Origin of the sequence: Brachybacterium endophyticum, assembly GCF_003130585.1 — a bacterium.
GTDB lineage: Bacteria > Actinomycetota > Actinomycetes > Actinomycetales > Dermabacteraceae > Brachybacterium > Brachybacterium endophyticum.
On record NZ_QFKX01000001.1, the window covers coordinates 795,932 to 810,024 of the forward strand.

Below are 14,093 nucleotides of genomic sequence, written 5' to 3' on the forward strand. Positions count from 1 at the left end.
TGAGTGCCAGCGGGGGTCCTAGAGTGGGCGCGTTGGCAGTCATCGGCCGAGAGTGCCAGATGGCCGCCGCGACCGGGTTCCCCCGGGTCGGCACCGCGACGACGACCAGGACCGGGAACCCGTCCCACAACTCACGTCGAGTCTTAGAACACGAAGGAGTGAGCCGCATGTCGGTCTCCATCAAGCCCCTCGAGGATCGCGTCGTCGTCCAGCCCACCGAGGCAGAGCAGACCACGGCTTCCGGTCTGGTCATCCCCGACACCGCTCAGGAGAAGCCCCAGGAGGGCACCGTCGTCGCCGTCGGCGAGGGCCGCTACGACGACAAGGGCGCGCGCATCCCGGTCGACGTCAAGGTCGGCGACAAGGTCGTCTACTCGAAGTACGGCGGCACCGAGCTGAAGTACTCGGGCGAGGAGTACCTGATCCTGGGCTCCCGCGACATCCTCGCCGTCGTCGAGAACTGAAGGGCCTGATTCCTTTGGCAAAAGAGATCATCTACGACGAGGACGCACGTCGCGCCCTCGAGCGCGGTGTCGACAAGCTCGCCGACACCGTCAAGGTGACGCTGGGCCCCAAGGGCCGCAACGTCGTGCTGGACAAGAAGTGGGGCGCCCCCACGATCACCAACGACGGCGTGACCATCGCCCGCGAGATCGAGCTCGAGGATCCCTACGAGAACCTCGGCGCGCAGCTCGCGAAGGAGGTGTCCACCAAGACGAACGACGTCGCCGGTGACGGCACCACCACCGCGACGGTCCTCGCCCAGGCCCTCGTCCACGAGGGTCTGCGCAACGTCGCCTCGGGCGCTGCTCCGGCAGCCCTCAAGCGCGGGATGGAGACCGCCGTCGAGGCCGTCTCCAAGAAGCTCGGCGAGGTCGCGATCGAGGTCTCGGACAAGGACCAGATCGCGAACGTCGCCTCCGTCTCCAGCCAGGACCGCGAGATCGGCGAGCTCCTCGCCGAGGCCTTTGACAAGGTCGGCAAGGACGGCGTCATCACCGTGGAGGAGTCCTCCACCACGGCGATGGAGCTGGACTTCACCGAGGGCATGCAGTTCGACAAGGGCTACATCTCCCCGCACTTCGTCACCGACGGGGACCGCCAGGAGGTCGTGCTCGAGGACGCCCTCGTCCTGCTCAACCAGGGGAAGATCTCGGCCGTGGCCGACATCCTCCCGCTGCTCGAGAAGGTCGTCGAGTCCGGCAAGCCGCTCTTCATCATTTCCGAGGACGTCGACGGCGAGGCCCTGTCCACGCTGGTCGTCAACAAGCTGCGCGGCGCCTTCAAGGGTGCTGCCGTCAAGGCCCCGGCCTTCGGCGATCGTCGTAAGGCGATGCTGCAGGACATCGCGGTGCTCACCGGCGCCCAGGTCGTCACGCCGGATCTCGGCCTCGACCTGAAGTCCGTGGGGACCGAGGTCCTCGGCCACGCCGGTCGCGTCGTCTCCACCAAGGACACCACCACCATCGTGGGCGGTGCCGGTGACGACCAGGCCGTGGCGGACCGGGTCGCGCAGATCCGCTCCGAGATCGAGGCGACCGACTCCGACTGGGACCGCGAGAAGCTCCAGGAGCGCCTCGCCAAGCTCGCCGGCGGCGTGTCCGTCATCAAGGTGGGCGCCCACACGGAGGTCGAGCTCAAGGAGAAGAAGATGCGCATCGAGGACGCGGTCTCCGCGACTCGTGCGGCCATCGAGGAGGGCATCGTGGCGGGCGGCGGCAGCGCCCTCGTCCAGGCGTCCTCCGCCCTCTCCGAGGACCTCGGGCTGACGGGCGACGAGCTGGTCGGCGCCCGCGCCGTCTCCAAGGCACTCGTCGAGCCGCTGCGCTGGATCGCCGAGAACGCGGGCCTCGAGGGCTACGTCGTGGTCGAGAAGGTCAAGGAGTCGTCCATCGGCACCGGCCTGAACGCTGCGACCGGCGAGTACGTCGACCTCGTCGGCGCGGGCATCATCGACCCCGTCAAGGTCACCCGCAGCGCACTGCGGAACGCGGCGTCGATCGCCGCGCTCGTCCTGACCACCGAGACCCTCGTGGTCGAGAAGAAGGACGAGGACGAGGAGGACTGACCCTCCCCGCCCCTGCGCGACGCCCCGTCGGTTCGATCCGGCGGGGCGTCGTGCGTTCCTGGGCACGGCGTGCTCCCAGAAAAGGGGGTGGCGGACCGTAGAATCGGACATCATCAGCACGAGCCGTCACCAGGCGTGATCAGCACGCATCGTGACCCGGACCGGAGGGAGTGCCGTGGACGTCGACCGCCCGGACGCGGCCTCGCCGCGGGACGAGAGCACGACCCCACGCGCCCCCGAGGCAGTGCCCGAACGGGTCTACGGTCCCGCCGCCAGCGGAGTCATCGGCACGCTCATCACCGCGGTGCTGTGCGCCGGGGTGCTCGAGTTCCTCGTGATCACCAGCTTCCTCGGTCAGCACCTGTGGGCCGATCCTCGGCTCGGCCGGGACTTCATCGTCACCCTCCCTCTGCTGATCTGGTTCCTGGTGCTGGTCGCGACGCTCGCCTGGGCGCTGCGGACCCTCACGATCTGGCTGCAAGTCGACGAGCACGGCTTCCGACTGCGCGGCCTGTGCCGGCGCACCCGCGCCGCCGACTGGACGGACGTCGGCCGCGTCGTCGCGATCCGCGACATCCGCCGGCCCGGCACGGCCGCCGAGCTCCTGGACTCCGGCTCCATGTTCGACGCCCTCGAGCTCCTGCGGGAGGACGGCACGCGCCTGGCCGTGGTCTCCGGACGAGTGTTCGGCCCCCGCGCCCAGCTCGAGACGCTCCGCCGGGCACGCGGCGCGGACGTCCCCATCGAGCAGATCGAGACGGTCACGGTCGAGGAGCTGCGTCGCACGCACCGTGACTGGGTCTCGCCGGCCGAGGTCCACCCGAACCTGGTGCTCGCCGGCCCGGTGCTCTTCTACCTCGCCCACAACGCGCTGACCTTCGCGATCTGGGGCCTGTGATGGGCCGCGCCGCGCGGCGCCGGGAACGACGGGCCGCCCCGCCCCTGGCCCAGCGGGGCGGACTGGACCCGATCCGCTGGCGGATCGGCCCCGAGAGCGCCCTCGCCGGCACGCGCGCGCTCGAAGCCCTCGCCGGGCGCTACCCGGCCCTCCTGGACCCCGCGGCGACCACGCTCGAGGAGCGCTTCGCCGCGGGGGACGTGGTCCGACCGGACGGCGCCCCCTGGCGGGCGGAGGATCCCGTCGTGCCCGGTGACGAGCTGTGCTTCCACCGGGAGCTGCAGGACGAGGAGGTCGCCGGCGAGGACCCGCCGATCCTCCTGAGGGATGCCCATCTGCTCGTCATCGACAAGCCGCACGAGATGGCGACCATGCCGCGCGGGGTGCACGTGCTCTCCAGCGCACTGGTGCGACTGCGCCGCTCGACGGGCCTGGAGGACCTCACCCCGCTGCACCGCCTGGACCGCCGCACGGCGGGCGTCCTCGCCTTCGGGGTCGTGCCCGCAGAACGCTCGGCCTATCACGGCCTCTTCGCCCGCGGAGAGGTGGCCAAGACCTATCTGGCGAGGGTGGAGCTGAACGCCGGCACAGGGATCCCGCACAGTCCGGGGGAGCGCTTCACGATGCACGACCGCCTGGAGAAGACCCGCGGGGACCTGCGCACCCGCGCCGTGCCGGGCGAGCCGAACGCGCTCACCGAGGGCGAGGTCCTCGAGGTCGACGCGCAGGGGGAGAGGGCCGTCGTGCGCCTGCGCCCGCGCACCGGCCGCACACACCAGCTGCGCGCCCAGCTGTCCCTGCGCTCGGCCCCCATCGTGGGGGACGAGCTCTACTCGCCGGCCGCTCCCGGCGAGGCAGCGCTGGCCCTGCTCGCCCAGGAGCTCGCCTTCACGGACCCCGTCACCGGGACGCAGCGCTCCTTCCGCAGCGATCGGGCGCTGCCGTGAGCGCACCCGCTCCGCGCCGCACCCGCCGCCACGGCCGACAGGTCGTCGGCCCCACCCTGCGTGCCCGCTACCTGCCCGGGGCCCTGATCGGCGTCCCGCTGCTGGCGCTCCTGCTGGGCACCTTCCCCGCGGCGGGCATCGAGCAGTGGCGAGCAGTGCGCCTGCGCGCGGGCCACGACGGCCCGCTGCTGCGCGTCCTCGAACCAGGCCTCGTGCAGTTCCTACTCGGTGCCCTGCTGGTGTGGGCGCTCGTCGCGCTGTGGGCCCTGGTGCCGTTGCTGATCACCCACCGCACGGTCCACCTGGACCCCGACGTCGCGACGCTGCATCGCATCCGGCGCCTGCGCATCGTCGAGTCCCGACCTCTGCACGAGGTGGTGCGCGTGGAGGCGGACGCCGAACGCGGAGGGATCGGCGTCATCACCTTCGCGGACGGCGCCGAGTGGGTCGTGCCCGAGAGCGGCTGGGACACGGCCTCCTTCGACGGCTTCCGCGCCCTCCAGGTCCTTGCCCAGCTCCCCGTGCAGCCGCCGCGCGGGGAGGTGATCGCCGCGCACCGGCGTGCTCACCGCATCGGCCGGGACAGGGAGTCCGCCGAGCGGATCGGCATGCCCTGGCAGCGCGCCTACGACGACGACCCGTCGGCCTTCCTCGCCGAGTTCGACCGGCGCCGACGCGTGCTCGGCGGCAAGGAGCCCCCGCGTCCCGGGGACCTCGTGCGCGAGGGGCGAGCGCGAGGGCGCGGACGGGACGCCTGAGAGGCCCAGCCGGGCCGCGAGCGGTGCCCGGCGATCCGCCCCGGGGTGGCCGGTCCCACGTCCCACGCCCTGCCGGAGCCCCCTGGCCGCCGAGTAGCATCGGTGCATGACGAGTGCGGATCCCTTCGGTTTTGTCGGCCTGACCTATGACGACGTCCTGCTGCTCCCGGGCGAGACGGACGTGATCCCCTCCGAGGTCGACACCTCGAGCAGGCTCACCCGGGAGATCACCCTGCGGGTGCCGCTCGCGAGCGCAGCGATGGACACCGTCACCGAGTCGCGGATGGCGATCGCCATGGCCCGCCACGGCGGCATCGGCATCCTGCACCGCAACCTCTCGATCGAGGACCAGGCCCACCAGGTCGACCTCGTCAAGCGCACCCAGACCGGTCGCATCTCCAACCCCGTCACCATCGGCCCCGACGCCACCCTCGAGGACTTCGACTCCACCTGCGGGCAGTACCGCGTCTCGGGCCTGCCCGTGGTCGACGGCGATCAGCGTCTGCTGGGCATCTGCACCAACCGCGACCTGCGCTTCATCCCCGTCGCCGACTGGGCGAGCACCCGGGTGCGCGACGTCATGACCACCGAGCTGTTCACCGCGCCCAGCGACGTCTCCCAGGAGGAGGCCACCGCCCGTCTGCGCGCCAACAAGCGCGAGCGGCTCCCGCTGGTCGACGGCGACGGACGCCTGACCGGCCTCATCACCGTCAAGGACTTCGTGAAGTCCGAGCAGTTCCCCGACGCCTCGAAGGACGCCGAGGGCCGCCTGCTGGTCGGCGCCGGCGTCGGCTTCTTCGGGGACTCCCTGGACCGTGCCGCCGCACTCACCGAGGCCGGCGTCGACGTGCTGGTGGTGGACACCGCCAACGGCCACGCCCGCCTCGCTCTCGAGATGATCCGCCGGATCAAGACCGACCCCGCCTTCGCGGGCGTCCAGGTGATCGGCGGCAACGTCGCCACCCGCCCGGGTGCCCAGGCCCTCGTGGACGCGGGCGCGGACGCGGTCAAGGTGGGCGTGGGCCCCGGCTCCATCTGCACCACCCGTGTGGTCGCCGGTGTCGGCGTCCCGCAGGTCACCGCCATCCACGAGGCCTCCAAGGCCTGCGGCCCCGCAGGCGTCCCGCTGATCGGCGACGGCGGCCTGCAGTACTCCGGCGACATCGCCAAGGCGCTCGTGGCCGGCGCGGACACCGTCATGCTCGGATCGCTGCTCGCGGGCACCGAGGAGTCCCCGGGCGAGATCGTGCTGGTGGGCGGCAAGCAGTTCAAGTCCTACCGCGGCATGGGGTCGCTGGGCGCGATGGCCTCGCGCGGCAAGAAGTCCTTCTCCAAGGATCGCTACTTCCAGGCCGACGTCGAGAGCGACGACAAGATCGTGCCCGAGGGCATCGAGGGGCGTGTCTCCTACCGCGGGCCGCTCGGCACGGTGATCCACCAGCTCGCCGGCGGACTGCACCAGTCGATGTTCTACGTCGGCGCGACCTCGATCGACGAGCTCAAGGAACGCGGCAACTTCGTGCGCATCACCCCGGCCGGGCTCAAGGAGTCCCATCCCCACGACATGGCCGCGATCATGGAGGCGCCGAACTACACGGCGAACTGACGGGTCGGGTGGGCTGCTACTCGGCCCGGGCCGCGGGGTCCGCGTCGCCGGAGTGCTCGTAGCCGATCAGCCACAGCACCCCGAAGCGGTCGCGGACCTGCCCGTCGGAGGCGCCCCAGGGGCGACGCTGCAGATCGTCGACGACCTCCCCCTCGGCCGCGAGGTGCGCGAACCAGGTGCGCAGCGTGGTCGGGTCCGCGGTGCCCAGCAGGGCGAACATCAGCCCCTCCAGCCGCAGCGGCCGCTCGTTCGCCGAGTCCGAGGCGTACAGCTGGACGGGGCCGTCCAGCTGGGCGTGCGCGACGGCATCGGCGGGCAGGTCCTCGCGCTCCATCTCGGCGGCCGTGGAGACGCTGAGCTCGCCCCCGAAGACCTCTCGGTAGAACTCGAGGGCCTCCCGGGCGGTGCCGGGGAAGAACAGGTACGGGGTCGGTGCGCTCATGCGCCCCGACCCTACTCCGCACGCCTGTCAGGGCGTCCACGGACCGTGTCCGGCGTGCACTCGTCCGTCCGCCCGCCCGCATAGGGTGGACGCCATGACCACCGCCTGGATCGACGCCCCGCTGCTGGGCTTCGACACCGAGACCACCGGCACCGACGTCGCCCGTGACCGCATCGTCACCGCGGCCCTCGTGCACTCCACGGGAGCGGGGCGCGAGAACGAGACCATCGCGACCTGGCTGATCGACCCCGAGATGGAGATCCCCGAGCCTGCCCGCAAGGTCCACGGCATCTCCACCGAGCACGCCCGGGAGCACGGCATGTCCGCCGCCGCGGCGCTCGAGGAGGTCGCCGCGATGCTCGCCCAGGCCCTCGCCGCGGACGTCCCGATCGTCGCCTTCAACGGCAGCTTCGACCTGCAGATCCTCGAGAACGAACTGCGCCGCCTGGGCCTGCCCACCCTCGCCGACCGGCTCGGTCACGACATCGCGCCGATGCTCGACCCGCTCGTGATCGACCGCGGCGTGGATCGCTTCCGCAAGGGCAAGCGCACGCTCAGCGCCCTCATGGAGCACTACTCGATCGTGACCGACGGGCGGCTCCACACGGCCGACGTCGACGTCTCGGGCACGATCGACGTGCTGCGCGCCCAGGTCGTGGCCTTCCCGCAGCTGCGCGCGTCGGTCCTCGCAGACCTCCATCAGCAGCAGATCACGTGGCATCGCGACTGGGCGCAGAACTTCAACGACTTCCTGCAGAAGAAGGGCAAGACGCCCGACGTGCCGCTGACCTGGCCGCTGTGAGAGTCGCGGGTAGACTGCCACGGTGATGAGCGAGATCGAGATCGGCCGGAACAAGCGCGGACGCCGCGGCTACAGCTTCGACGACGTCGCCGTCGTCCCCTCCCGGCGCACACGCGACCCCGAGGACGTCTCCACCGCCTGGCAGGTGGACGCCTACCACTTCGAGCTCCCGATCTTCTCGGCGCCGATGGACTCGGTGGTCTCCCCGCAGACCGCGATCGCCCTGGGCCGCGCGGGCGGGCTCGGCGTGCTGGACCTCGAGGGTCTGTGGACCCGTTACGAGGACCCGACGCCGCAGCTGGAGCGGATCACCGCCGCCAGCGAGGCCGAGGTGACCGACGTGCTGCGCGAGGTCTACGAGCAGCCCATCGACCCCGAGCTGATCACCGAGCGCATCCGCGAGCTGCGCGAGGCCGGGGTGACGGCCGCCGGCGCGCTCTCCCCGCAGCGCACGCAGGAGCACTGGCGCACCGTGGTGGACGCGGGCGTCGACCTGTTCTTCATCCGCGGCACCACCGTCTCCGCCGAGCACGTCTCCTCCGGGCGGGAGCCGCTGAACCTCAAGCGCTTCATCTACGAGCTCGACGTGCCCGTCATCGTGGGCGGCTGCGCGACCTACACGGCCGCCCTCCACCTCATGCGCACGGGTGCCGCCGGCGTCCTCGTCGGCTTCGGCGGCGGCGCCTCCCACACCACGCGCGAGACCCTGGGGATCCAGCTCCCGCTCGCCAGCGCGGTGGCCGACGTCGCCGCCGCCCGCCGCGACTACATGGACGAGTCCGGCGGCCGCTACGTGCACGTCATCGCCGACGGCGGCCTGGGCCGCAGCGGCGACCTCGTCAAGGCGATCGCCTGCGGGGCCGACGGCCTGATGGTGGGCGCCGCCCTCGCCCGCGCGGAGGAGGCCCCCGGCCGCGGGTACCACTGGGGCAGCGAGGCGCACCACCCGACGCTGCCGCGCGGCCACCGCGTGGAGGTCGGCACCGTCGCACCGCTGGAGCAGATCCTCTTCGGCCCCGGCCTGAACGCCGAGGGCACCACCAACCTGGTGGGCGCCCTGCGCCATGCGATGGCGACCACCGGGTACACGGAGCTCAAGGAGTTCCAGCGCATCGAGGTCGTCACCACCAGCTGAGCGAGGTGCCGGCATGGAGCACACGACGACGCTCACCCGCGGCGGGATCACGCTGCGCCCGCTGAGCACCGAGGACGCCCCCGCGTTCCGCGCCCTCGCGGACGCCGGGAGCTGGGCCGGCATGTCCGACCCGCTGCCGGCGGACGACGCCGCCATGGCCTCGCACCTGTCGGGTCTGATCGAGCGCCCGGACGCACTGTGCTTCGCCGTGGAGAAGGACGGGCGGCTGGTCGGCCGCACCACCTACTACGACCTGGTGCCGCGACTGCGCGTCGAGATCGGCAACACCCTGTACGCCCGTGAGGCCTGGGGGAGCGAGGTCAACCCGACCTGCAAGCTGCTGCTGCTCGAGCACGCCTTCGCCGCCGACGGCCTGGGCGTGGGCCGCGTCGCCCTGCGCTGCGACCACCGCAACACCCGCTCGCACCGGGCGATCGCCCGGCTCGGCGCCCGCTTCGAGGGCACCCTGCGCGCGTTCCGGCCCGCGGCCGACGGCACGATCGCCGACGTCGACTACTTCTCGGTGCTCGCGGGCGAGTGGCCCGCGGTGCGCGAGGGCCTGGAGGCACGGCTCGCCCGCTGAGGCGGCGTGGCCTCAGCCCCGTGCGGCGGCCAGGGCCTGCTGGGCGATCTCGAGCTCCTCGTCGGTGGGGACGATGAGGACGCGCACGGGGGAGTCCTCCCGGGAGATCGTGCGCACCCCGGGGACGCGGCGGGCGTTCTCCTCCGGGTCCAGGAGGATCCCGAACTCCTCGAGACCCGAGAGGGCGCGCTCGCGGACCTCGGGGACGTTCTCGCCGATGCCGGCGGTGAGGGTGATCGCGTCCAGGCCGCCCAGGGTGAAGGCGTAGGCGCCGATGTACTTGCGCAGGCGGTGGACGTAGACCTGCATGGCGAGCTCGGCGCTCTCGTCGCCGTTGCGGATCGCCTCGGTGATGTCACGGAAGTCGCTCATCCCGCACAGGCCCTGCATGCCCGAGTTCTTGTTCAGCACCGTGTCGATCTCGTCGATGCTCATGCCGGCGCTGCGGTGCAGGTGCGCGTACACGCTGGGGTCGATGTCGCCGGTGCGGGTGCCCATGACCAGGCCCTCGAGCGGGGTCAGGCCCATCGAAGTCTCCACCGGCCTCCCGCCCGAGATCGCTGAGGCCGACGCCCCGTTGCCCAGGTGCAGCACGATCTGACGGATCCCGGCGGGGTCCTTCCCCTCCGCGGCGAGGAGCCGCGCGACCTCGCGGGAGACGTACTGGTGGCTGGTGCCGTGCGCACCGTAGCGGCGGATCCGGTACTCGTCGGCCACCCCCTTGTTCAGGGCGTAGGTGCGGGCGGTGGCCGGCAGGTCCGCGAAGAAGGCGGTGTCGAAGACCGCGACGTGGGGGATGCCCGGGAGCATGCGGCGGGCTGCGTCGATGCCGTCGACGGCCGGCGGGTTGTGCAGGGGTGCGAGCGAGCTCAGGTCCGAGATCTGGTCGCGCACCCACGAGTCGATGAGGGTGGGAGCGGAGAACCGCGCGCCGCCCTGGACCACACGGTGGCCGACCGCGACCACGTTCGCGTCGGCGAGGGCCAGCCCGACCTGGTCGAACAGGGAGGTCACCACGCGCATCGCCTCGACGTGGTCGGGCACCTCGCCCTGGTGGGCGCCGTAGGCGTCGCCCGCGGTGATCCGGCCCATGCCCTGGTCCAGCCCGATGCGCTCGATGATCCCCGCGGCGAACACCTGGTCGGCGTCCGGGTCGAGCAGCTGGAACTTCAGGGAGGAGGACCCGGAGTTGACCACCAGCACCGTCGCGGTGTCGGCGGCCGGTGTGGGGGCGCCCTCCTCGGCGGCGTCGGAGGAGCCGGCGGCGCCGGTGGGGCCGGTGACGGGGGAGGTGCTCATGCCTGGTCCTTCGGCTGCTCGGAGGTGGGGGCCTGGGCGTCGGCCGCCTGGGCCTGGATCGCGGTGATCACGACCGTGTTGATGATGTCGTCCACGAGCGCGCCGCGGGAGAGGTCGTTGACGGGCTTGTTCAGTCCCTGCAGGACCGGCCCGATCGCGATCGCCCCGGCGCTGCGCTGCACGGCCTTGTAGGTGTTGTTGCCGGTGTTGAGGTCGGGGAAGACGAAGACCGTCGCCCGCCCGGCGACCGCCGAGTCCGGCAGCTTGGTCTGGGCGACCGAGGCGTCCACGGCGGCGTCGTACTGGATCGGTCCCTCGACGTCGAGCTCGGGGTGCTGGGAGCGCACCGTCCCGGTGGCCTCGCGCACCTTGTCGACGTCGGCTCCGGAGCCCGAGCTGCCGGTGGAGTAGGAGAGCATCGCGATCCGCGGCTCCACGCCGAACTGGCGGGCGGTCTCGGCGGACTGCACCGCGATGTCGGCGAGCTGCTCGGCCGTGGGGGCGGGGTTCACGGCGCAGTCTCCGTAGACCAGCACGCGGTCCTGCAGCGCCATCAGGAACACCGAGGAGACGATCTTCGCCCCCGGCTTGGTCTTGATGATCTCGAAGCTGGGACGGATCGTGTGCGCGGTCGAGTGGACGGCGCCGGAGACCATGCCGTCGGCGCGTCCGGTCTGCACCATCATCGTGCCGAAGTAGGAGACGTCCTGGACCTTCTCCCGGGCCTGCTCGAGGGTCACGCCCTTCTTCGCCCGCAGCCGTGCGTACTCGGCGGCGAAGTCCTCGACCAGGTCGGGGTCCGACGGCGAGATCACGGTGGCCTCGGAGATGTCGTGGCCCAGCTGCGCGGCGCGCGAGCGGATCGTGGTCTCCTCGCCCAGCAGGACGAGGTCGGCGACGCCGCGGGCCAGGATCGCCTCGGCGGCGGCGAGGATCCTCGGTTCCTCGCCCTCGGGCAGCACGATCGTCTTCTTCTCCCCGCGGGCGCGCGCGAGCAGCTCGAACTCGAACATCATCGGGGTGACCACGTCGCTGCGGGTGACGTCCAGGGTCTCGAGCAGCTGCGACATCGGCAGGTGCTCGGCGACCGCGCGGCGTGCGGCGTCGAGCTTCTGGGGGCTGTCGGCCGTGAGGCGGCCGTGGGTGCCGGCGATCGCGACCGCCGCCTCGTACGTCGAGTCCTCGGTGGCGATGATCGGCAGGTCCTGCTGGACGCCCTCGATCAGCCGCGTCACCTCCGAGGGGATCTGGTAGCCGCCGGTCAGCACGATCGAGCTGAGGGCGGGGAAGGTGCCGGACTGCTGGGCGAGGAACAGGCCCGGCAGCAGGTCGTAGCGGTCGCCCGGGGCGATCACGGTGCAGTTCTCGGTGAGGCGCCGCAGCACGTTGGGAAGGCTCATCGCCGCCACCACGGTGCCCATCGCCACGCGCCCGAGCCATTCGGGGTTGCCCTGGACGAGGCTGCCGTTCACCGCGTCGGTGAGGGCCTGGACGGTGGGTGCCATGATCACGGGGTTCTCGGGGATCGTCGCGACCACCGTGCCCTCGGGGAGCCGCTCGGCGACGGCCCGACGGGTCGCGTCCAGCTGATCGGGGTCGGCGCGGTTGACCACCAGCGCGATCGGCACCGCGTGGTGGGAGGAGAACTCCTGCGAGCTGACCTGGGCGAGAGCCGCGACCTGGTCGGGGGTGCGGTCCAGGCCCGAGACCACGATCACCACGGGGGCCGACAGGTTCGCGGCGACCTCGGCGTTGAAGGAGAGCTCGGTGGGATTGGCGATGTCGTCGTAGTCCGAGCCCAGCACGACCAGGGCCGAGTAGCGGTCGGCGAGGGCGTGGTAGCGGCGCAGGATCTCCTCGTGGGCCTCCTCTGGGGCCGCGAGCGCCCGCTGCAGGTCGACCCCGAGGGCCTCCTCGTAGCCCTGATCGACCGCGGGATGGGAGGTCAGCAGATCGACCGAGGAGTCCCGGGTCTGGTCGGCCTTGAAGACCGGGCGGAACACCCCCACACGGTCGGAGCGGGCGGCGAGGGCCTCGAGCAGACCGAGCGCGACGCTCGACTTCCCGGTCATGCCCTCCGGACTGGCGACATACACGCTGTGCGACACGCCCCCAGGATAGGTGCACCGCCTGCGGATCCCCGGGGGAGTCATGTCACGTCCGTCCCCGGCTCCCGGGATGCTCCCACGTGCGCGCCCTACCATGGGCGCGTGCTCCGCGTCGCCCTCCGCCCCCGCTTCATGGGGCTGCTCGCCCTGATGGTGGTGGCGACGCTCGTCTGCGGGCTGCTGGCCACCTGGCAGTGGGACCGCGCGCATCGCGCCATGCAGCAGCAGAGCGCCGTGGATCGCAGCCTGGGCAGCATCCAGGACGTCGTCCAGCCCGGCGACGCGGTCACCAACTCGATCCAGGGCGGGATCGTCCGTGCCGAGGGCAGCTACGACCCCGACCAGCAGGTCCTCGTTCCCGGCCGTCGCATCGACGGCGAGGACGCCGTGATCGTCGTGACCGCGCTCCATGTCAGGACGGACGACGGCACCACCGCGCTGCTGCCGGTCGCCCGGGGCTGGGTCCCCGAGGAAGACGTCACCGGGAAGGACGGACAGCCCGACCCCGGGCGCGCACCGGCGCCGCCGAGCGGACGCGTGGACGTCAGCGGACGCCTCGAGGCCAGCGAGTCCGCGAGCCAGGGCATCGAGCACGGCATCGCCCAGGAGATCGCGACCCCGCTGCTGGTCAACGAGTGGGGAGAGCCGATGTACGCCGGCTACGTGGGCGTCGACCACGCGGCCGACGGGCTGCGGGCCATGCCCGCCGCCGAGTCCGCGTTCTCCACGGGGCTGAACTGGCAGAACCTCGGATACGCCCTGCAGTGGGTGCTGTTCGGCGGCTTCTTCCTGTACCTGTGGTGGCGCTCCGTGCGCACGGCGTACCTCGACGAGCTCGCCGAGCGCCGCGAGCGGATGCAGTCCCGCCTCGCCCTGGCAGAGGGTGAGGATCCCGTCGCCGCCCACGAGGACGACGACCATCCGACCGTCGGCCCTGCCGGGGCCGACCCGACCGTCAAGGGAGAGACCGGTGCCGACTCCGCGTCCACTCGATGAGGTGACCGCCCGCGCGTCCTTCGCGCGCTTCCGCTGGGCCGCGATCGCCGAGGGCATCGCCCTGCTGATCCTCGTGGCGATCATGGTGATGCGCTACGGCGTGTACGGCGGGGACCCCTGGTGGGAGTCCACCTCGGACCTGTGGTCGACGATCAGCAGCCGCTGGTCCCCGATCCACGGCGTGATCTACATGATCTACGTCGTCCTGGGCTTCGACCTGTGGATCAAGATGCGCTGGAAGCTCCCGCGCATGGTGCTGATCATGTTCTTCGGCGTGGTCCCCGTGCTGTCCTTCTTCGGCGAGCGCTACCTGCACTCCTCGATGGAGCGCGACCTCCGCCGCCGTCCCACGCTCCAGGACGCCGACGCCTCGGGCGCCGAGAGCTCCACCACGCGCGGTCCCGACACCGGGACCGGCGCGGCGGGCAGGGCCGACGGGACAGTAGACTGA

General features: G+C 71.9%; 14 protein-coding genes. 11 read left to right on the forward strand and 3 right to left on the reverse strand.

What is annotated here, in order from left to right; translation table 11 throughout:
* The first annotated feature begins 167 nt into the window (after positions 1 to 167).
* The 6 genes from groES (at position 168) to guaB (ending at position 6,277) form a co-directional block, all read left to right on the forward strand.
* A complete protein-coding gene (gene groES / locus DEO23_RS03465) occupies positions 168 to 464 on the forward strand; it encodes a co-chaperone GroES (protein ID WP_109274580.1) in 297 nt (98 codons plus the stop codon).
* Positions 465 to 478: 14 nt separating this feature from the next.
* Positions 479 to 2,068, forward strand: a complete 1,590-nt coding sequence (gene groL / locus DEO23_RS03470; protein WP_109274581.1) for a chaperonin GroEL — start codon at positions 479 to 481, stop codon at positions 2,066 to 2,068.
* A gap of 175 nt (positions 2,069 to 2,243) precedes the next feature.
* Positions 2,244 to 2,966 (forward strand): hypothetical protein, encoded by a 723-nt coding sequence (locus DEO23_RS03475; RefSeq protein WP_109274582.1) that lies wholly within the window; start codon positions 2,244 to 2,246, stop codon positions 2,964 to 2,966.
* Positions 2,966 to 3,913, forward strand: a complete 948-nt coding sequence (locus DEO23_RS03480; RefSeq protein WP_109274583.1) for a pseudouridine synthase — start codon at positions 2,966 to 2,968, stop codon at positions 3,911 to 3,913. The genes DEO23_RS03475 and DEO23_RS03480 overlap by 1 nt, the downstream gene beginning before the upstream one ends.
* Complete coding sequence (locus DEO23_RS03485; protein WP_109274584.1) at positions 3,910 to 4,671, forward strand: hypothetical protein; 762 nt, start codon at positions 3,910 to 3,912, stop codon at positions 4,669 to 4,671. Before DEO23_RS03480 ends, DEO23_RS03485 begins: the two co-directional genes overlap by 4 nt.
* 106 nt (positions 4,672 to 4,777) lie before the next feature.
* Complete coding sequence (gene guaB, locus DEO23_RS03490) at positions 4,778 to 6,277, forward strand: IMP dehydrogenase (protein WP_109274585.1); 1,500 nt, start codon at positions 4,778 to 4,780, stop codon at positions 6,275 to 6,277.
* Between the two features lie 16 nt (positions 6,278 to 6,293).
* Here the strand turns inward: guaB and DEO23_RS03495 are convergent, their stop codons facing one another.
* Positions 6,294 to 6,719 (reverse strand): VOC family protein, encoded by a 426-nt coding sequence (locus tag DEO23_RS03495; RefSeq protein ID WP_109274586.1) that lies wholly within the window; start codon positions 6,717 to 6,719, stop codon positions 6,294 to 6,296.
* A gap of 94 nt (positions 6,720 to 6,813) precedes the next feature.
* On the opposite strand from DEO23_RS03495, the gene DEO23_RS03500 reads away from it, so the two are divergent.
* Genes DEO23_RS03500 through DEO23_RS03510 form a run of 3 tightly spaced genes read left to right on the forward strand, consistent with a single transcriptional unit; the run spans position 6,814 to position 9,239 of the window.
* Entirely contained in the window at positions 6,814 to 7,521 is a 708-nt protein-coding gene (locus tag DEO23_RS03500) for an exonuclease domain-containing protein (RefSeq protein ID WP_109274587.1), read from the forward strand.
* A 25-nt stretch (positions 7,522 to 7,546) separates the two neighbouring features.
* Positions 7,547 to 8,656 carry a GuaB3 family IMP dehydrogenase-related protein gene (locus DEO23_RS03505; RefSeq protein WP_109274588.1) on the forward strand — a complete coding sequence of 370 codons (1,110 nt, stop codon included), beginning with the start codon at positions 7,547 to 7,549 and terminating at the stop codon, positions 8,654 to 8,656.
* Positions 8,657 to 8,669: 13 nt separating this feature from the next.
* Entirely contained in the window at positions 8,670 to 9,239 is a 570-nt protein-coding gene (locus tag DEO23_RS03510) for a GNAT family N-acetyltransferase (protein ID WP_109274589.1), read from the forward strand.
* 12 nt (positions 9,240 to 9,251) lie between these two features.
* Here the strand turns inward: DEO23_RS03510 and DEO23_RS03515 are convergent, their stop codons facing one another.
* Both DEO23_RS03515 and pta read right to left on the reverse strand, forming a co-directional pair.
* Positions 9,252 to 10,538, reverse strand: a complete 1,287-nt coding sequence (locus tag DEO23_RS03515; protein WP_109274590.1) for an acetate kinase — start codon at positions 10,536 to 10,538, stop codon at positions 9,252 to 9,254.
* Complete coding sequence (gene pta, locus DEO23_RS03520) at positions 10,535 to 12,691, reverse strand: phosphate acetyltransferase (protein ID WP_165831705.1); 2,157 nt, start codon at positions 12,689 to 12,691, stop codon at positions 10,535 to 10,537. Before pta ends, DEO23_RS03515 begins: the two co-directional genes overlap by 4 nt.
* Before the next feature lie 57 nt (positions 12,692 to 12,748).
* Here pta and DEO23_RS03525 point away from each other — a divergent pair, with 57 nt between their 5' ends.
* A complete protein-coding gene (locus DEO23_RS03525) occupies positions 12,749 to 13,642 on the forward strand; it encodes an SURF1 family protein (protein ID WP_109274591.1) in 894 nt (297 codons plus the stop codon).
* Between the two features lies 1 nt (position 13,643).
* A complete protein-coding gene (locus DEO23_RS03530) occupies positions 13,644 to 14,093 on the forward strand; it encodes a DUF3817 domain-containing protein (RefSeq protein WP_240613185.1) in 450 nt (149 codons plus the stop codon).